The organism is Actinokineospora pegani (genome assembly GCF_009745975.1).
Lineage (GTDB): Bacteria > Actinomycetota > Actinomycetes > Mycobacteriales > Pseudonocardiaceae > Actinokineospora > Actinokineospora pegani.
Genome location: NZ_WHOL01000107.1, coordinates 109,579 through 126,340, shown reverse-complemented (window position 1 = coordinate 126,340; position 16,762 = coordinate 109,579). Strand labels below are relative to the sequence as shown.

Annotated in this window: 16 protein-coding genes; 1 reads left to right on the top strand and 15 read right to left on the bottom strand. The window is 73.5% G+C overall.

The window, feature by feature from the left end:
• Window positions 1–124: 124 nt before the first annotated feature.
• Window positions 125–1,330 (bottom strand): cytochrome P450, encoded by a 1,206-nt coding sequence (locus GCL84_RS20575; protein WP_235926509.1) that lies wholly within the window; start codon window positions 1,328–1,330, stop codon window positions 125–127.
• 169 nt (window positions 1,331–1,499) lie between these two features.
• On the opposite strand from GCL84_RS20575, the gene GCL84_RS20570 reads away from it, so the two are divergent.
• Entirely contained in the window at window positions 1,500–2,519 is a 1,020-nt protein-coding gene (locus GCL84_RS20570) for an NADPH:quinone reductase (RefSeq protein WP_156757149.1), read from the top strand.
• 84 nt (window positions 2,520–2,603) lie between these two features.
• Here the strand turns inward: GCL84_RS20570 and GCL84_RS20565 are convergent, their stop codons facing one another.
• The 14 genes from GCL84_RS20565 to GCL84_RS20500 are packed head-to-tail and all read right to left on the bottom strand — an operon-like array spanning window position 2,604 to window position 16,761.
• Window positions 2,604–4,055: a dihydroorotase gene (locus GCL84_RS20565; RefSeq protein WP_156757148.1), complete on the bottom strand. Its 1,452-nt coding sequence runs from the start codon at window positions 4,053–4,055 to the stop codon at window positions 2,604–2,606.
• A 13-nt stretch (window positions 4,056–4,068) separates the two neighbouring features.
• Window positions 4,069–5,502 carry an MmgE/PrpD family protein gene (locus GCL84_RS20560; RefSeq protein WP_156757147.1) on the bottom strand — a complete coding sequence of 478 codons (1,434 nt, stop codon included), beginning with the start codon at window positions 5,500–5,502 and terminating at the stop codon, window positions 4,069–4,071.
• A complete protein-coding gene (locus GCL84_RS20555) occupies window positions 5,499–6,350 on the bottom strand; it encodes a cyclase family protein (RefSeq protein ID WP_235926507.1) in 852 nt (283 codons plus the stop codon). Before GCL84_RS20555 ends, GCL84_RS20560 begins: the two co-directional genes overlap by 4 nt.
• Window positions 6,347–7,552 carry a CaiB/BaiF CoA transferase family protein gene (locus GCL84_RS20550; RefSeq protein WP_156757146.1) on the bottom strand — a complete coding sequence of 402 codons (1,206 nt, stop codon included), beginning with the start codon at window positions 7,550–7,552 and terminating at the stop codon, window positions 6,347–6,349. Before GCL84_RS20550 ends, GCL84_RS20555 begins: the two co-directional genes overlap by 4 nt.
• A complete protein-coding gene (locus tag GCL84_RS20545; protein ID WP_156757145.1) occupies window positions 7,549–8,370 on the bottom strand; it encodes an alpha/beta fold hydrolase in 822 nt (273 codons plus the stop codon). The genes GCL84_RS20550 and GCL84_RS20545 overlap by 4 nt, the downstream gene beginning before the upstream one ends.
• A complete protein-coding gene (locus GCL84_RS20540; RefSeq protein WP_156757144.1) occupies window positions 8,367–9,347 on the bottom strand; it encodes an oligopeptide/dipeptide ABC transporter ATP-binding protein in 981 nt (326 codons plus the stop codon). Before GCL84_RS20540 ends, GCL84_RS20545 begins: the two co-directional genes overlap by 4 nt.
• On the bottom strand, window positions 9,344–10,168 hold the full coding sequence (locus GCL84_RS20535; RefSeq protein WP_156757143.1) for an ABC transporter ATP-binding protein: 825 nt from the start codon (window positions 10,166–10,168) through the stop codon (window positions 9,344–9,346). The genes GCL84_RS20540 and GCL84_RS20535 overlap by 4 nt, the downstream gene beginning before the upstream one ends.
• A 1-nt stretch (window position 10,169) precedes the next feature.
• Window positions 10,170–11,024 carry an ABC transporter permease gene (locus tag GCL84_RS20530; protein WP_156757142.1) on the bottom strand — a complete coding sequence of 285 codons (855 nt, stop codon included), beginning with the start codon at window positions 11,022–11,024 and terminating at the stop codon, window positions 10,170–10,172.
• The gene (locus GCL84_RS20525) at window positions 11,017–12,099 is read right to left on the bottom strand and encodes an ABC transporter permease (protein WP_197523396.1); all 1,083 of its coding nucleotides are present in this window, start codon (window positions 12,097–12,099) and stop codon (window positions 11,017–11,019) included. The genes GCL84_RS20530 and GCL84_RS20525 overlap by 8 nt, the downstream gene beginning before the upstream one ends.
• Window positions 12,096–12,821 carry an SDR family NAD(P)-dependent oxidoreductase gene (locus tag GCL84_RS20520; RefSeq protein ID WP_156757140.1) on the bottom strand — a complete coding sequence of 242 codons (726 nt, stop codon included), beginning with the start codon at window positions 12,819–12,821 and terminating at the stop codon, window positions 12,096–12,098. The genes GCL84_RS20525 and GCL84_RS20520 overlap by 4 nt, the downstream gene beginning before the upstream one ends.
• Window positions 12,814–13,602 carry a maleate cis-trans isomerase family protein gene (locus GCL84_RS20515; protein WP_156757139.1) on the bottom strand — a complete coding sequence of 263 codons (789 nt, stop codon included), beginning with the start codon at window positions 13,600–13,602 and terminating at the stop codon, window positions 12,814–12,816. The genes GCL84_RS20520 and GCL84_RS20515 overlap by 8 nt, the downstream gene beginning before the upstream one ends.
• Window positions 13,602–14,327, bottom strand: a complete 726-nt coding sequence (locus GCL84_RS20510; RefSeq protein ID WP_156757138.1) for a DUF2848 family protein — start codon at window positions 14,325–14,327, stop codon at window positions 13,602–13,604. Before GCL84_RS20510 ends, GCL84_RS20515 begins: the two co-directional genes overlap by 1 nt.
• 13 nt (window positions 14,328–14,340) lie before the next feature.
• Complete coding sequence (locus GCL84_RS20505) at window positions 14,341–14,760, bottom strand: carboxymuconolactone decarboxylase family protein (RefSeq protein WP_156757137.1); 420 nt, start codon at window positions 14,758–14,760, stop codon at window positions 14,341–14,343.
• Window positions 14,761–14,766: 6 nt separating this feature from the next.
• Entirely contained in the window at window positions 14,767–16,761 is a 1,995-nt protein-coding gene (locus tag GCL84_RS20500; RefSeq protein ID WP_156757136.1) for an oxidoreductase, read from the bottom strand.
• Between the last annotated feature and the right edge of the window lies 1 nt (window position 16,762).

Below are 16,762 nucleotides of genomic sequence, written 5' to 3'. Positions count from 1 at the left end.
CCCCGCGTTCCGACCCGGCCGAACCCACACGGCGGGGACCGCTGATGATCGAGCCGGGTTCTCCCGGCGGACCTCCGCCGACCGGCACGAGGCGCCCGCACGGGCCTGTCGGCGCGCGGTTCGGTCAGCCCCAGGTGATCGGCAGTTCGTGAACCCCGTACACCAGCGTGTTGTCCTTGTAGCGCAGCGAGTCGCGGGGAACCGCCAGGCGCAGGTCGGGGATGCGGCGGAACAGGCGCGTCAGCGCCTCCTGCAACTCCACCCGCGCCAACTGCTGGCCGACGCACTGGTGCGCGCCGAAGCCGAAGGCGATGTGCTTGCGCGGGGACTCGCGGTGGAAGTCGAGCGCGTCGGCGGCGGCGAACTGGGCCTCGTCGCGGTTGGCCGAGCCGAGGGCGGCGACGAGCCACTCCCCCGCCTTGACGGCCTGGTCGCCGACACGGACGTCCTCGGTGGCGTAGCGCAGGACGCCGAACTGGACCACGGACAGGTAGCGGAGCAGCTCCTCGACGGCGGTCTCCGGCTCGGCGAGGACGGTGTCGCGCTGGTCCGGATGGTCCAGCAGGGCCAGGGTGCTCAACGCGATCATGTTGGCCGTCGTCTCGTGGCCCGCGACGAGCAGGCTCAGACCGAGGACGACCAGCTCGGGCATGGTCAGCGGGTCGCCCGCGGCCTCGCCCCTGGCGATGAGCCTGCTGATCAGGTCGTCCTGGGGGTCGCGCAGCTTGCCCTCGAACAGGGTCCCGAGGTAGCCGGCCAGCCCGCCGAGGGCGTGCTGGCTCTCCTCGAACGTCTTGTCGGTGCTGACCAGGACCGTGCTCTGGGCCTGGAACTGGCGGCGGTCGTCGTACGGGATGCCCAGGAGCTCGCAGATCACCAGCGACGGGATCGGCAGCGCGAAGTCCTCCACCAGGTCGACCGGCCCGTCCGCGGCCAGCATGGCGTCGATGTGGTCGTCGACGAGCCGCTGGATGTAGGCGCGCATGGCCTCGACCCGCCGCACGGTGAACTCCGCGACCACCATCCGCCGCAGCCGGGCGTGCGCCTCGCCGTCGAGCTGGATGATCGACCCGGGGACGGGCTCACCGTCGAGCCTGCCGCCCGCGTTGACGTGCGCCGAGGCGCCGCCACGCGAGCTCATCGACCGGTCGGCGAGCACCGCCCGCACATCGCCGTGCCGGGTGACCAGCCAGGCGTCCATGCCCGCCGGGCAGCGGACCTTCGCCACCGGGTCCTCCTCCCGCAGCCGGGTGTAGGACTCGGGCGGGTCGAAGGGGCACCCGCTCGGCCGCGCCGTGGGCAGCGCCGGGATCTCGGTTTCCGCCGTCAAGCAGATCACACCTCTCGCCGATGGGGACACAGGGCCAACCTGCCTCGATGATTCACACCGGCGCGCCCCAGCACCACCGCCAGCCCGGCAGGATCGCCGAACCGGATGAATAAACGCAGGCCCGCCCTTGTTCCACCCGAGAAGAGCACCCGATCGAGAAGGACAGGTCATGAAGGCGATCGTCTACCGCGACAACGGCGGCCCCGAGGTCTTGGAACTGGTCGACCGCGACCTCCCCGCGCCCGGCCCGGGCGAGGTCCGGGTCCGGGTCGCGGTGTCGGGGGTCAACCCGACCGACTGGAAGACCCGCTCCGGCGCCACCAACCCCATGGCGTTCCCGGAGCTCACCCCGCACCTCGACGGCGCGGGGGTGGTCGACGCCGTCGGCGCGGGGGTCGACCAGGGCCGGGTCGGCCAGCGCGTGTGGCTGTTCATGACCACCGTCGGCCGTCCGTTCGGCACCGCCGCCGAGTTCACCGTGGTCCCCGCCGACCTGGCCGTGCCGCTGCCGGACGGCGCGGGCTTCGACCTCGGCGCCGCACTCGGTGTCCCGGCCATCACCGCGCACCGCGCCCTCACCGTCGCCGAGGACGGGCCGACCCGCCTGCGCCCCGGCGCGCTCGAGGGCAAGGTGGTGCTCGCCGCGGGCGGGGCCGGGGCGGTGGGCCACGCGGTCATCCAGCTCGCCCGGTGGGCGGGCGCCACGGTGGTCAGCACCGTCAGCGGCCCCGAGAAGGCCCGGCTGGCGACCGCGGCGGGCGCCCACCACGTCGTCAACTACCGCGGGGACGACCCCGCCGGGCAGATCCGCGCCCTCGCCCCGGACGGCGTCGACATCGTCGCCGAGGTCGCGCTCGGCGCGAACCTGGACCTCGACCTGGCCGTCCTGCGCACCGGGGGGACGATCTCGACCTACGCCAACGACGGCGACAAGCCGGTCGGCCTGGACGTCCGCCAGAACATGATGCTGAACACCCGCTACCAGTTCCTGGTCCTCTACACCGTCGGCGCGCGAGCGCTCGCCGCGGGCGCCGAGGACGTCGCCGCCGCGGTCCGCGACGGCGCCCTCCCGGTCGGCGGGGAACACGGCCTGCCCCTGGTCCGCTTCCCCCTCGCCCGCACCGACGACGCCCACCGGGCGGTGGAGGCCGGCGTCGTCGGCAAGGTCCTGGTGGACATCAGCTCCTGACCGCCGACGGCCTACGCCACCCGGGTGCCCTGCTGGAGGACACCGGTCCCGGTCGACGACCGCGTGGCCCAGGGCAGGTGGGTGTCAGGATGTGGGACGGCGCAGGTAGGTCCCCGTCGGGTCGCCGGTGATCTTGCCGTTGTCCAGGACGTGGTGGCCGCGCAGGAAGGTGTCGGTGACCTTGGCGGTCAGCTCGAAGCCCTCGAACGGGGTGTACTCCTGGGTGGACTCGGAGTCCTCGGCGCGGACCGTCCAGGAGTGGGTGGGGTCGACCAGGGCGATGTCGGCGTCCTTGCCGACCGCGATGTCGCCCTTGGCGCGCAGGCCGTAGCGGCAGGCCGGGTTGGCCGAGAGGAGTTCGGCGACCCGGTGCGGGGGCAGGCCGCGGCGGGTGGCCTCGGTGAGCAGGCCCGCGAGCAGGTACTCGGTGCCACCGAAGCCGGACTTGGCGACGAACACGTCGTCGCGGTCGGCGCCGAACTTGGTCTCGTCGCGGCAGCAGGCGTGGTCGCTGACCACCCAGTCGATGTCGCCCGCGGCGACGTGCTCCCACAGCGCCTCGACGTCGTCGCGGTCGCGGAGCGGGGGGTTGACCTTGCCGCCGATGCCGTGGGCGGTGCGGAAGTCGGCCAGCAGGTGGCCGATGGTGACCTCGCGGCGGAAGTTGATGTGCGGGAACGCCTCGGCCATGCGCAGTGCCGCGTCCACGGCCTTGCGCGAGGACAGGTGCAGCAGGTTGATGTTGACCAGGCCGGTCTCGTGCGCCAGGTAGGAGGCGACCGAGATCGCCAGGCCCTCCGAGTGCGCCGGGCGCGAGGCCGAGTACGCCTCCAGGCCGGTGAGCGTGCCCTCCTCCTCCACCAGGCGGGTGTAGGCGGTCATGATCTCGGCGGTCTCGCAGTGCAGCGACAGCGAGATCTCGTCGGCCAGCTCGGGGAACCGCTCCCGGGCGGCCTGGATGCCGCGCATGACGAACTCGAAGTGCGCGTAGTCGTAGCGCTCCCCCTCGGGGATCATCAGGAACGAGCTCTGGTCGGCGGAGCGGCCGTGCAGGCCGTGCGCGCCGTAGAACATGAACACCTTGAACGAGGGCACCCCGTGCTCGCTGACCAGGTCGGGGATCTCGGCGATGTGCCTGCTCATCATCGGCGCGAGGTGGAACCCGTAGTCGACGTAGGCGCGGCCGTTCGCGGCGGCGAGCACCTCGGGGAAGAAGGCGGCGTACTCCCCGCCCTTGTTCAGGTAGTACTGGCCGGTGCGCATGTAGTTGAGCGCGGTGGTGACCCCGCCCTGGGCGCACGCCCGGCTCTCGGACTCGGTGTCGGCGCCCAGCTCGTTGTAGATGCCCCAGTGCTGGTGGGCGTCGACGACGCCGGGGAACGCCAGCCGCCCGCCGCCGTCGACGACCTCGGCCGCCGGGCCGAGGTCCGGGCCGATCGCGGCGATCTTGCCTGCGCGCACGGCGATGTCGGTGCGCTCCACCGCCTCGACACCCGGCCGGACCAGGTCGACGTCGCGCAGAACCAGGTCGTACATGTCCACTCCCTCGCTATCCACGGCTGTTCCCCCGATCGGTCCGGACCAGCGCCATCAGCTCGCCCGGTGTCGCTGCCCCGCCGAGTCCCGCCACCGCCGCCTCGACGGCCTCGGCCGCCCGCGGGGCCAGCAGGCCCGTCACGTTCTCGCGGAACTTGGTCCGCAGTTCCTCCCGCGTCAGCGGGTTGTCCGGCCCGCCCCGGTTGACCAGCGCCTTGGTCGTCCACTCGCGACCGTCCACCGTGCGCGCCCGCAGCACGCACGGGAACTGGTGCGGGAAGATCTCGGTGCACTCGTCGTCGGCGACCACCGTCGTCTTGGCCATCAGGGCGGTGCGCCCCGGCTCGGTGAGCAGGTCCGGCGCGTAGTCGGACAGGGCGGCGCCGAGGCCGCCGCCGCCGAGCAGGCCGACCACGGCGGCGTACGGGCCGCTGAACTGCGCCTCGTACGACGTGGTGGGCAGCCGCTTGCGCTCGATCGGCTCGCCGACGGTGCGCACCACCGACGCCGGGACCCCGACCCGCAACGACGCCACCGCCTCGGGTGTGACGCCCTGGGCCCGCAGGTCGGCGGCGGCGTCGACAATGGTGTGGGTGAAGTGGTTGGCCGGGTAGGGCTTGAAGAAGATGCCCGGCACCTCCCACCGCTCCCCCAGGCCGTCGGTGATCGCCGCCGGGTCGAACCGGCCGTGCAGGTGGGCCTGGAAGAACCCGAACCGGCCCTCCAGCGCGGCGGGCGGCCCGGTGAACCCGTGGGCGGCCAGCTGCGCGGCCGAGACCCCGGCGTGCGCGGCCCAGCCGCAGTGCAGCCGCTTGACCGTCCCGCCGGTGCGGTTGGCCTCGATGACCCCGGAGGCCATCGACACCGAGATGCCCAGCGCGTGCCCGATGCCCGCCTCGTCGAGGCCGAGCAGCATCGCGGCGGCCACGGCGCTGCCCACGGCCCCGCAGATGGAGGTCGCGTGCTGGCCGTGCTCGAAGAACAGCGAGGTCTTGGCGTCGCTGTCGTAGCCCGCCATCCCGAGCCGGACGCACACCTCCAGCCCGGTGGCGATCGCGGCCAGCAGGGCGGTCCCGTCGGAGCCCGCGGCCTCGGCCGCGGCGAGCGCGGCGGGCACCACCGACGCGCTGGGGTGCAGCACCGAGGGCAGGTGCGTGTCGTCGTAGTCCAGCGAGTGGGCCAGGACGCCGTTGGCCAGCGCGGCCAGGGCCGCGGGCACCCGGTCGGGTTGTCCGACGACGTGCGCCTGCCCGGCCCCGGCCTGCTCGCGCACGTAGGCGAGGGCGGCGGCGCTGGTGTCCAGCGGCAGCGCCCCGACGCACAGGCCCAGGACGTCGAGCACCCGGTCGCGGACGCTGTCGGCGACCTCCGGTGGCAGCGGGCGCCGCGCGGTGCGCGCGGCGAACGCGGCCAACGCGTGCGACAGCGTCGTCTCCACGGCGGTCATCGCAGACCCCCCGCGACCACGGCCAGCGGCCGAACCGGGGAGCCGGTGGCGCCGACGAGCTTGAGGGGGGCGAGGACGAAGAGGAACTCGTGCTCCCCCGCCGCGGCCAGCGCCTCCAGGTCCATCGTCTCGATGATGTGCACGCCGCGCTCGACCAGCAGCACCCGGTGCGCGGGCAGCAGGCTGTGGCCCCGGCCGGGCGGCAGGCACTCGAACGCGATCGTGTCCGCGCCCACCGCGTGCGCGCCGCGGTCGGCGAGCCAGCGCGCCCCGGCCTCGCCCACGCCCGGGACCCCGGAGTCGTGGCCGATGAACTCGCGCGGGTCCGGCGAGTCGAACCGGGCGCCCCAGCCGCTGCGGATCAGCGCCACCTCCCCGGCGCCCAGCCGGACGCCGTGGTGCTGCTCGCAGCGCTCCAGGTCGGCCGGGGTGATCTCGTAGCCGGGGTCGCAGGAGTCGAGCCCCAGCGCCGCGGGCACGTCGAGCAGCACGCCCCGGCGGAACATCGGCTCGATGGTCTCCGCGCCCAGTTCGCGCATCGCCCCGCCGCGCTGGGCGTCCTGCGCGTCGACCCCGCCGAGCAGCTTGCCGTCGTGGGAGACGTGGGAGAACGCGTCGATGTGCGTGCCGACGTGGGTGCCCAGCGAGATGTGGTCGGCGGCGGCGGACCCGCCGTCGGCGCGGACGGCGTCGCCGTGCCTGCGCGGCAGGGTGTGCCAGTAGGGCGGGTGGTTCGGCGACTGCGGCATGCCGCGGTAGAGCGAGCGCCCGAGGTCGAAGACCGTCGGGTCGCCGCTGAGCACGGCCGACAGCCAGGCCGTCCCGCGGGTCTCGACGCGGGGGGTCACGCGACCGCTCCGCGGGCGCGCATGGCGTCGATGTCCTCGGGGCGGTAGCCGAGCTCACCGAGCACGGCGTCGGTGTCGGCGCCCAGGTCGCGGCCGACGTGCCGGATGCGCCCGGGGGTCCGGGACATCCCCCACATGATGTTGTGCATCAGGACGTCGCCCAGCTTGGCGTCCGGCGCGGTGGTCAGCATCTCTGTCTTCCTCACGTGTTCGTCGGCGACGATGTCGGCGGCGTCGTAGACCGGGGCCACGGCGGCGCCCGCCGCGTCGAAGGCGGCCAGCACCTCCGCCCGGGTGCGCTGGGCGATCCAGCCGCCGACGTGCGCGTCGAGCAGGTCGGCGTGTTCGGCGCGCTGGCCGCCGGTGGCGAACCACGGCTCGTCGATCACCTCGGGGTGCCCGACGAGGCGCATGACCCGCTCGGCGATGCTCTGGGCGCTGGTGGAGACCGCGACCCACTTGCCGTCCGCGGTGCGGTAGGTGTTGCGGGGGGCGTTGTTGACCGACCGGTTGCCGTGCCGGGTGCCCACCACGCCGAGCTGGTCGTAGACCGTGGGGCCGGGGCCGACGGCGGTCAGCAGCGGGGTCAGCAGGTTCATGTCGACGACCTGGCCCGCCCCGGAGCGGTCGCGCTCGTGCAGGGCCATCATGGTGGCGGCGGTGGCGGCGATGCCGCACACGGTGTCGGCCAGGCCGAAGGCGGGCAGCGACGGCGGGGCGTCGGCCGGGCCGGTGAGGTGGGCGAACCCGCTCATCGCCTCGGCCAGGGTGCCGAAGCCCGCGCGGGCGGCGTAGGGCCCGGTCTGGCCGAAGCCGGTCACCCGGACCACGACCAGCCGGGGGTTGCGCGCCAGCAGCACGTCGGGGCCCAGGCCCCAGCGCTCCAGGGTCCCCGGGCGGAAGTTCTCCACCAGCACGTCGGAGCGCTCGGCCAGGCGCAGCAGCAGCTCCGCGCCGTCCGGTGTGGACAGGGAGGCGGCCACGGTGCGCTTGTTGCGGGAGATCTCCTTCCACCACAGCGGTTCGCCGTCCTTGGCCGGGCCGTGCCCGCGCATCCCGTCGCCGCGCTGCGGGTGCTCGACCTTGATGACCTCGGCCCCGTAGTCGCCCAGGAGCTGGCAGCACAGCGGCCCGGCCAGGATGGTGGAGGCGTCGATCACCCGCAGTCCGGTCAGCGGGCCGTCGCCCGGTGTGGCGGTCATGCCGTTTCCCCCGTTCGGTCGATGGTGTCGGCGAGCGCGCCGCAGAAGGCGGCCGGGTCCTGCTCGGCGACGAAGTCGGTGGCCCCGGCCAGCACCGCCGCCCGGGTGTGGGCCACGGCGGCCACGGCGCGGGCGTGCATGTGCCCGATCCGGTCGGCGGCGCCCGCCAGCAGCAGGTCCACCGGCCCGGCCCGCTCGGCGGCAGCCGCCAGGTCGTGCCGCCAGACGGCCCGGTAGGAGGCGGCGAAGTCGGGTCCGGCGGCCAGGTAGTCGGCCACCAGGTCGGTGCTCAGCGCCGGGTCCGCCCACGGGTACTCCCCGCGCACCCGGGCCCAGATCCAGGCCAGGTGCGCGCCGTCGTCGTCGGGGGCGTACGGCGGGGCGAACCCGGCGAGGCGGTCGGCCTTCTCCGCCTCGGTGTAGACCGGCAGGCCGTGCAGCACCACGCCCGCCGCCCGGCCCGGCTGCCCGGCCGCGGCGGCGAGGGCGAACACCGCGCCGGTGGCCCGGCCGAACAGCCACGGCCGCTCGGCGCCGAACGCGTCGGCGACCAGCCAGGCCACCGCCCCGTAGTCGGCGGCCGACCACTGCCCGCCCGGCGGGCCGGAGTTGCCGTAGCCGGGGGTGTCGACGGCCACCGGGACGCAGAACCCGGCCAGCCCGGCCAGTGCCCGCCGGTAGCGGCGGCCCGAGAGCGGGCTCTGGTGCAGCAGCACCAGCAGCGGTCGGCCGTCGCGCAGTTGCTCGGTGACCGGCGCGCCGGGCGCGTGGTGGTAGTGGACCTGGCCCCACGGGGCGTCCAGGTACCCGGCGCTCACCCGGGCTCCCCGGTCGGCAGCAGCTCGTCGCTGCGCTCGGCGCGCAGGCAGGCGACCTCGTGCCGGTCGGCGACCAGCCGCGCCGCGATGGGCCCGGTCGAGCACTCCGCGACCTCGATCGGGCAGCGCCCGCTCAGGACGCACACCCGCGGTTCCCTGGTGGGGTTGGGGATCTCGCCGCGCAGTGGGATGTGCTCTTGGCGCTCGCCGACGACGGCGCTCAGCGTCGCCGAGAGCAGCGCCTTGGTGTAGGGGTGCCTGGGGTTGCCCAGCACCTCCGCGGTGGGGCCCTGCTCGACGATCTGACCCAGGTACATCACCGCGACCCGGTCGCTGATCGTGCCGACGGTCGCCAGGTCGTGCGAGATGAACAGGTAGGACATGCCCTCTTCGCGTTGCAGGTCGCGCAGCAGGTCCAGCACGCGGGCGCGGACCGACACGTCCAGCGACGACGTCGGCTCGTCCAGCACGACCAGCCGCGGCCCGGTGATGATCGCCCTGGCGATGCCGATGCGCTGCTGCTGCCCGCCGCTGAGGTGGCGGGGCAGCCGGTCGGCGTGCTCGGCGGACAGCCCGACCCGCTCCAGCATCGCCACGACCCGGTCCCGGCGCTGCGCCCGGCTCAGCCCGGGCTGGTGGATGATCAGGGGCTCGGCCACGATGTCGCCGACCTTGATCCGCGGGTTCAGCGACTCGTAGGGCTCCTGGAACACCACCTGCAGGCGGGCCCGGGCGGCCCGCATGTCCGCCTTGCTCAGCGCGGACAGGGCGGCGCCGTCGAAGCGGGCCTCGCCGCCGGTCGGGGTGATCAGGCCCAGGGCGATGCGGCCCAGGGTCGACTTGCCCGACCCGCTCTCGCCGATGACCGCGACCGTCTCGCCCTGCTCGACGGTCAGCGAGACGCCGTTGACCGCGAAGACCTCCTTGCCGCCGCGGCGGAACACGTGCCGGACGTCGGACAGCTCGAGGACGCTCATCGGGCCGCCTCCGCCGTCGTCTCCGCCTTGGCCGCGGCCGACCACGGCGCGGGGGGCACCGCCGCGAGCAACTGGCGGGTGTAGGCGTGCCGCGGGTCGGTGAACACCTCGGCCACCGGCCCCTGTTCGACGACCTGGCCGGAGCGCATCACCACGACGTGGGCGCAGTACTGCGCGACCACCCCGAGGTCGTGGGTGACCAGCAGCAGCGACCGGTCGCCGCCCGCCACCTGGGCGGCGATGAGGTCGAGGATCTGGCGCTGCACGGTCACGTCCAGCGCGGTGGTCGGCTCGTCGGCGATGACCAGCGGCGGGTCGTGCAGCATGGCCAGTGCGATGACCACGCGCTGCGCCATGCCGCCGGAGAGCTCGTGGGCGTAGCCGCGCAGCACCCGCTCGGGGCTGGGCACCTGCACCGACTCCAACCGCCGCAGCGCCAGTTCGCGCACGGCCGAGGTGCTCATCTTGCGGTGCGCGCGGACGACGTTGGCGAACTGCTTCTCGATGCGCAGCACCGGGTTCAGCGCGCCGAACGGGTTCTGCGCGACGAAGCCGATCCGGTTGCCGCGCACGTGGCGCAGCCGCTTGCGGCTCGCGGTCACCAGGTCCTGGCCCTCGAACTCGGCCCGGCCGCCGATCACCCGGCCGTAGGCGGGCAGCAGGCCCAGCACCGATCGGATGGTCACCGACTTGCCGGAGCCGGTCTCGCCGACCACGCCGACGGCCACGCCGGTGGGCACCTCGAAGCCGATGTCGTCGATCGCCCGGACCGGGCCCTTCCTGGTGCGGAACTCGGTGGTGAGTCCGGACACGGTCAGCACGTCAGCTCCCCTCCATCCGTCGCTGGATGCCGTTGGCGAGCACGTTCAGGCTGGCGATGGCGACGAAGATCGCCACCCCCGGCCAGATCGCGACCCACCACTGGCCGGTCGAGATGCCCTGGGCGCCGACCTGGACCATCGAGCCCCAGGTCGGGTCCGGCGGTGAGACGCCGATGCCGAGGAAGTTCAGCGCCGCGATGACGATCACGGCGTTGGCCGCGGTGAGCGAGCACTGCACCAGGCAGACGTCGACCACGTTGGGCATGATGTGGCGGAACACGATCCGCCGCGGCCGGGCCCCGGTGGCGACGGCGGCCTCGATGAACCGGCCGTCGCGGATGGCCAGCGCCTCGCCGCGGATGAGCCGGATGAACCGGGGTCCGTTGATGATGACGATGGCGTAGACGATGTTCTGGATGGCGTTGCCGGTCAGCGACACGATGGTCACCGACAGCACGATCAGCGGGAAGGACTGGAAGGCGTCCAGGGCCCGCATGAACCCCTCGCTGTAGCGGCTCTTGGTGCTCAGCGGCAGCCCGATCAGCAGGCCGACGACGAGTGAGACGAGCGTGCCCAGCAGCGCCAGCACCAGGTCGCTGCGACCGGCCGCGACGACCCGGGAGAACACGTCGAACCCGTTGGCGTCGGTGCCGAAGACGTGCGCGCCGGACGGCGCCTGCTGGACGCTGGTCGGGTCCGGGGTGATCGGGTCGTAGGGCAGCGGCGCGAAGAACGCCGCGAGCAGCATGGCCAGCAGCATCCCGCCGCCGATGGCGATGCCCGGGTTGCCGCGCACCGCGCGCCACACCGAGTGCGCGACCGACGGGCGGGCCGGGGCCTTGGTCGTCTCACTCATAGCTCACCCGCGGGTCGAGGGCCAGGACCACCAGGTCCAGCACGAGGAACAGGGTCAGGGTCATCAGGCCCGCGGTGACCACGAAGCCCTGGATGATCGGCACGTCGACCTTGAGCACCCCGTCCAGCGCCCACTGGCCCATGCCGCGCCAGTTGAAGACCCGCTCCACGATGGCCGCGCCGCCGAGCAGCGAGCCGAACAGGATCGCGATGTAGGTGATGACCGTGGTCCGCGACGCCAGGAACGCGTAGCGCACCACGGTGCGCTCGCGCAGGCCACAGGCCCGGGCGAACTCCACCTGCGGTGTGGTCAGCGCCGTGCCCATGCTGCCGCGGGCGGTCTTGGCGAAGTACGACGAGTACACCAGGCCCAGTGACATCACCGGCAGCGCCGCGTGCGACAGCGCCTGGCCCAGGGTGGTCCAGTCGCCGCTGAACAGGCTGCCGAAGATCAGGAACGGGGTCTGCTGCCCGCCCGCCTCGATGGGCAGCCTGCCGATGGGCGCCGGGGCCCAGCCGAGCAGGAAGAAGAAGACGTAGATGCCCACCAGGGCCAGGAAGAAGTCCGGCACGGACTGCAGCCCCGACGTCAGGCCGGTCATCACCCGGTCCGGCCAGCGGCGGGCGAAGTAGGCGCCGAGGACGCCGATGACCAGGCCCAGGCTCACCGCGACGAGCAGCGCCAGCACCACCAGCTCGATGGTGTTGGGCAGGAACAGGGCGATCTCGTGCAGCACCGGCTGGTTGGTGAAGAACGAGGTGCCCAGGTCCCCCTGCAACAGGTTGCCCCAGAAGGACACGTACCGGTCCCACAGCGGCTGGTCCAGGCCGAGCTGCTCGTTGACCAGGGCGACCTGCTCGGGGGTGGCGAAGTCGCCCAGGATGGTCACCGCGGGGTCGCCGGGGATGAACAGGACCAGCACGAAGCACACGCTGCCGAGCACGAACAGCGAGATCGGCACGATCACGACCCGGCGCAGCACGTAGCGCAGGATCGGCCTGCGGCGGCGCTCGCCGCGCTTGGGGGCCTCCGGGCCGGGCTGGGAGACCTCGGCCTTGACGCTCACGTCGCTCACAGCACGCTCACCCCGCCGTCGACGGGGAGGGTGTGGCCGGTGACCATGCCCGCCGCGGGCGAGGCCAGCCAGCGCACGGCGGCGGCGACCTCGGCGGCGTCGACGACCCGGCCGAGCGGGATGGAGGCCAGCTTGGCCGCCATGTACTCGGCGTCGTCGACCACGTCGGCGGTCATCGGGGAGGGCACGATGGTCGGGGCGACGGCGTTGACCCGCACGCCCTCGGCCGCCCACTCCAGGGCGAGGACCTTGGTCAGGTGGATCACGGCCGCCTTGGTGACGCCGTAGACGGCCGAGCCCGCGATGGCCACCAGGCCACCGGTCGAGGCCAGGTTGACGACCGTGCCGCCGCGCGCGGCCAGCGCGGCGTGCGCGGCCTGGCACATCCGCAGCGTGCCGTTGAGGTTGATGTCCACCACCGGCAGCCACACCTCCTCGGGGACGTCCTGGGCGCGGCCCCTGGCGTTGACGCCCGCGTTGTTGACGAGCAGGTCGAGCCCGCCGAACCGGGCCAGCACATCGGCGACGGCGGCCCGGCACGACTCCCCCGACCGCAGGTCGAGCTCGATCGAGTGCGCGGCGCCGGGCACCGGGTCCGCGACCAGGTCGGCGCTGACCACGGTGTGCCCGTGCTGGGCGAGGTCGGCGCACAGGGCGCGGCCGATGCCGCCCGCGCCGCCGGTCACCAGGGCGACCGGCCGGGTGTCGGTCGGGTCAGCCACCGCGCACCCCCGTCGCCACGGGCGCGGCCCACCCGGTGCGGGCGGACTCGGGCAGGTCCAGCGACATCAGCGCCGTGCCGGGGCTGAGCGGGCCGTCGACCCCGGCCAGGCGCAGCAGCGCCCACAGGGTGGCCAGGTTGCTGCTCACCGCGGGCCTGCCGGTGTCGGCCTCGACCGCGACGAGCGCGTCCAGCGTGCGCCAGTTGGTGCAGCCGATGACCACGGCGTCGGCGTCGGCGACGTCGAGGTCGCGGGCGGCGAGGTAGCTGGCGGTCGGCTCCAGCCTGCCCTTGGCCAGGTTGGACAGCACGTGCAGGTCGTTGCGGGAGACCACCTCGTACCCGGCCTGCGCCAGGTACCCGGCGGCCCCGTCGGCGACGGCGGCCACGTACGGGGTGGCCACCGCGACCCTGCCGGCCGACAGCGCGGTGAGCGCGGCGGTCAGCGCCGAGCTGGCGGTGACGACCGGGACGCCGTGCCGTTCGGAGAGGCGGGCGCACATCGCACTGTCCGCGTCGCGCCCGGCGAGGAAGCTTCCGGAGGTGCAGGCGTAGGCGATCGCGTCGACCCCGGCCGAGGCCAGGTGCGCCACCGCGCCGTCGACCTGCTCGCGCATGGCCAGCAGGCTGGCCACCTTGTCCTCGGGTCGATCCACCTCGGCGACCGGGACCCGGGTGGCCAGCACGGCGACCCCGGCCGGTGCGTGCGCGGCGAACTCCGGCTCCACGGTGGTGTTGGTGGCGGGCACCACGACGCCCACCCGCGCCCTGCGTCCGTACATCAGCGCTCCTTCGGTCGGAGGGGGACCCGGAAGCCGGTCTCGATCTCGGCGAGCAGGTCGACGACCCGGTAGGACAGCTCCAGCCGCGCACCGGTCTCCGGGTCGTGCAGCGCCGCGGTCCACTGGCCGCCGTGCCGGATGCGGTTATCGATGCTGGTGTAGGTGCCGCAGAAGACGAGGTACGACGGCGGCAGCTCGCTCACCCGCTCGCCGAGGACCTTCAGGATCTCCGGCGGCGACAGGAACACCGAGGCCGGGCCGCGCTGGTACAGCTCCCCGTCCACAGTGGACTCCAGCACCAGGCGGTCCCACCTGGGCTCGACGTCGGCCCAGCGCCAGACGCGCTTACCGAGCACGCTCGGGGAGTACTGCTTGGACCAGATGATCGACAGCCGCTCCAGCTCCCGGTCGGTGTGGTCGGAGCCGACCCCGATGTAGAGCTCCCCGTCCGAGACCAGCAGGACCACCTCGGCCTCGCCGGAGGTGCGCCCGCTGTGCACGCCGACGACGTCGTCGGTGGTCACCGAGTTGACCGCCATCGGGTAGATCCGCGGGGCGGGCACGTCGAAGGCGATGCGCACCCCGACGTCGGCGACCTCCCGCTGGTGCGCCTCGGCCGCGGCGGAGTCCACCGTGGCCGAACCGAGGTTGTAGAGCCGGGTGGGGGCGGCCGACAGCGGCCGGTCCCCGTCCGGCAGGGCGAGGTGGAGGGCGAAGGTGGTCATCCGGCCGCCCCGCTCAGGACTCGTCGTCGAAGATCCGGCCGAACACGTGCGTGGCCTCCTCGACGGTGGGCACGCCGCCGGGCAGCGCGGACAGCAGGATCGCCTCCAGCACCTCCCGGCGCGAGGCGCCCTCCTTCATGGCCCGCTTCGCGCTCCAGACGATCCCGTCCGGGTCGCCCTTGACCGCCGTGGTGATCCCGCACAGCACCAGGTAGCGGGTCTTGAGGTCGAGTGCGCGCGGCTGCTCGGCGAAGAGCAGGTCCGAGGCCAGGTCGTCGTACTTGCGCAGGATCTGCGGGTCCACCTCGGCCATGAGCTGGTGCACCGGCAGCAGCGTGCCGCCGCGCTTGGCCCTGGCCCGCTCGACGATCTGCTCGTCGGTCAGCTCGGCACTGCTGGTCGGCGTGCTGGTGGCCGTGTTGTTGGTCGGCATGGGTGTTCAGATCTCCCGTCCGGCGAGTTCGCCTTCCCAGATGGCGTTGAAGATGCGGCGCGGCGACACGCAGTCGCCGATCGCGCGCACCGGCAGTCGGCCCTTGAGGGCGTGGTAGAGCGCGTCGTCCGCGGCGTTGCCGGTGCTGAGCACCACCGCGTCGACGTCGGTGTGGGTGGTGGTCTCGCCGGTCCAGACGTCGCGGAGCACCACCGAGTCCTCCACCACCGCGTCGACCTCGTGGTCGGTGATGAACCGGATGCCCTTGTTGCGGAGGCGGCGGTAGGTGGCCTGCAGGTCGCGGCTGGCCTCGAGGTCGGGGGCGACCTGCGGGAGCCGGGTCACCAGGGTGACCTCGTGCCTGCGGTCGGCCAGGTACTCCGCGGCCACCACCGGCTGCCGGGCGCCGGTGTCGTCGAAGATGAACACCCGGGGCCCGATCCGCGCCTTGCCCGAGAGCGCCTCGGCGATCGAGTAGACGTTCCACTGGTCCGCGCCGGGCACGACCGTCCCGTCCCCCCACGAGGACGGGCGCAGCGAGCTCCACCCGTGCTTGAGCGGGGTCGACCCGGTGGCCACGACCACCTCGTCGAAGCCCTCGGCGAGCAGCTCGTCGGCCTCGGCCCGGTGCTTGAGCTGCACCTGGACGTCGGTCTGGTCGAGCTGGGAGATCAGCCAGTCGGTGATCCCCTGCCACTCGGCGTAGGTCTCCGAGCGGCCGATCAGCCGCACCTGCCCGCCCAGCTCGTCGTCCTGCTCGAACAGGGTCACCCGGTGCCCGCGCTGGGCGGCGGTCAGCGCCGCGCGCATCCCGCCCGGCCCCCCGCCGACCACGGCGACCCGCTTGGCCGCCGGGGCGTCGGTCAGCGTGCCCGCGCCGAGGGTCAGCTCGCGGCCGACCGCCGGGTTGTGCACGCAGGCCAGCGGCGAGTTGACGATCGAGGCCATGCACCAGTTCGCCCCGACGCACGGCCGGATCGAGGTCGCCTTGCCGTCGCGGGCCTTGTTGGACCACTCCGGGTCGGCGATGAGCTGCCGGGCCATGCCCACCATGTCGGCCTGTCCGGCGGCGAGCACCTGCTCGGCCAGCTCCGGGGTGTTCATCCGGCCCACGACCACCACCGGCAGCTCGGGCACCGCGGCCTTGATCCGGGCGGTGTCCTCGACCTGGAACCCGGCGGGCTGCGGGGTGGCGCCGTAGATGTCCATCCGCTCGATGTAGGTGCCGCGGGTGACCGAGATGTAGTCGACCAGGCCGGTGTCGGCGATGGCCCGGGCGATCCGCGCCCAGTCCGCGTTGGTGAGCCCGCCGGGCACGCCGCCGTCGCTGCCGTTGATCCGGACGCCGACGATCTTGGTGCGGCCGGTCTCGGCCCTGGTCCTGGCGATGATGTCGAGGACGAGCCGGAGCCGGTTCTCGAACGACCCGCCGAACTGGTCGGTGCGGTGGTTGGTGGCGGGCGAGAGGAACTGGCCGAGCAGGTAGCCGTGGGCCAGGCCGTGCACCTCCACCCCGTCCAGGCCGCCCTCCACGGCGTGCCTGGCCGCCAGGGTGTAGCCGTTGACCAGCTCGTCGATCTCCTCGTCCACCAGCACGTGCGGCATCTCGCGGTAGACCACGTCCGGCACCGACGACGGCGCCCACACCGGCAGCCGGTTGACCGTGCCGCTGGTCTCCCGGCCGCGGTGCCAGGGCTGGGCCAGCAGCAGCGTGCCGTGCTCGTGCACGGCCGCGGCCAGCTTCTCGTAGTTGGGCACCACGGCGGGGTCGAAGGCGAAGATCTTCCCCTTGTACGGCTGGGTCGTGGGGTGCACGGCCATCGCCTCCATGGTGATGACCCCGACGCCGCCGCGGGCGCGCTCGGCGTAGTAGTGCACGTGCTCGTCGGTGAAGTTGTGGTCCTTCACCAGTTGTGTGCTGTGCGCTGTCATCCACACGCGGTTCTTCGCCGTCAGCGGGCCGATCCGGAGCGGGCTGAACAAGGTGGGGTAGTCGTTCATG

What these genes read in the sequence shown, in the direction of transcription:
- GCL84_RS20570 (WP_156757149.1), top strand. Translation starts at nt 1,500, where the DNA reads ATGAAGGCGATCGTCTACCGCGACAACGGCGGCCCCGAGGTCTTGGAA.
- GCL84_RS20565 (WP_156757148.1), bottom strand. Translation starts at nt 4,055, where the DNA reads ATGTACGACCTGGTTCTGCGCGACGTCGACCTGGTCCGGCCGGGTGTC.
- GCL84_RS20560 (WP_156757147.1), bottom strand. Translation starts at nt 5,502, where the DNA reads ATGACCGCCGTGGAGACGACGCTGTCGCACGCGTTGGCCGCGTTCGCC.
- GCL84_RS20550 (WP_156757146.1), bottom strand. Translation starts at nt 7,552, where the DNA reads ATGACCGCCACACCGGGCGACGGCCCGCTGACCGGACTGCGGGTGATC.
- GCL84_RS20540 (WP_156757144.1), bottom strand. Translation starts at nt 9,347, where the DNA reads ATGAGCGTCCTCGAGCTGTCCGACGTCCGGCACGTGTTCCGCCGCGGC.
- GCL84_RS20530 (WP_156757142.1), bottom strand. Translation starts at nt 11,024, where the DNA reads ATGAGTGAGACGACCAAGGCCCCGGCCCGCCCGTCGGTCGCGCACTCG.
- GCL84_RS20515 (WP_156757139.1), bottom strand. Translation starts at nt 13,602, where the DNA reads ATGTACGGACGCAGGGCGCGGGTGGGCGTCGTGGTGCCCGCCACCAAC.
- GCL84_RS20510 (WP_156757138.1), bottom strand. Translation starts at nt 14,327, where the DNA reads ATGACCACCTTCGCCCTCCACCTCGCCCTGCCGGACGGGGACCGGCCG.
- GCL84_RS20505 (WP_156757137.1), bottom strand. Translation starts at nt 14,760, where the DNA reads ATGCCGACCAACAACACGGCCACCAGCACGCCGACCAGCAGTGCCGAG.
- GCL84_RS20500 (WP_156757136.1), bottom strand. Translation starts at nt 16,761, where the DNA reads ATGAACGACTACCCCACCTTGTTCAGCCCGCTCCGGATCGGCCCGCTG.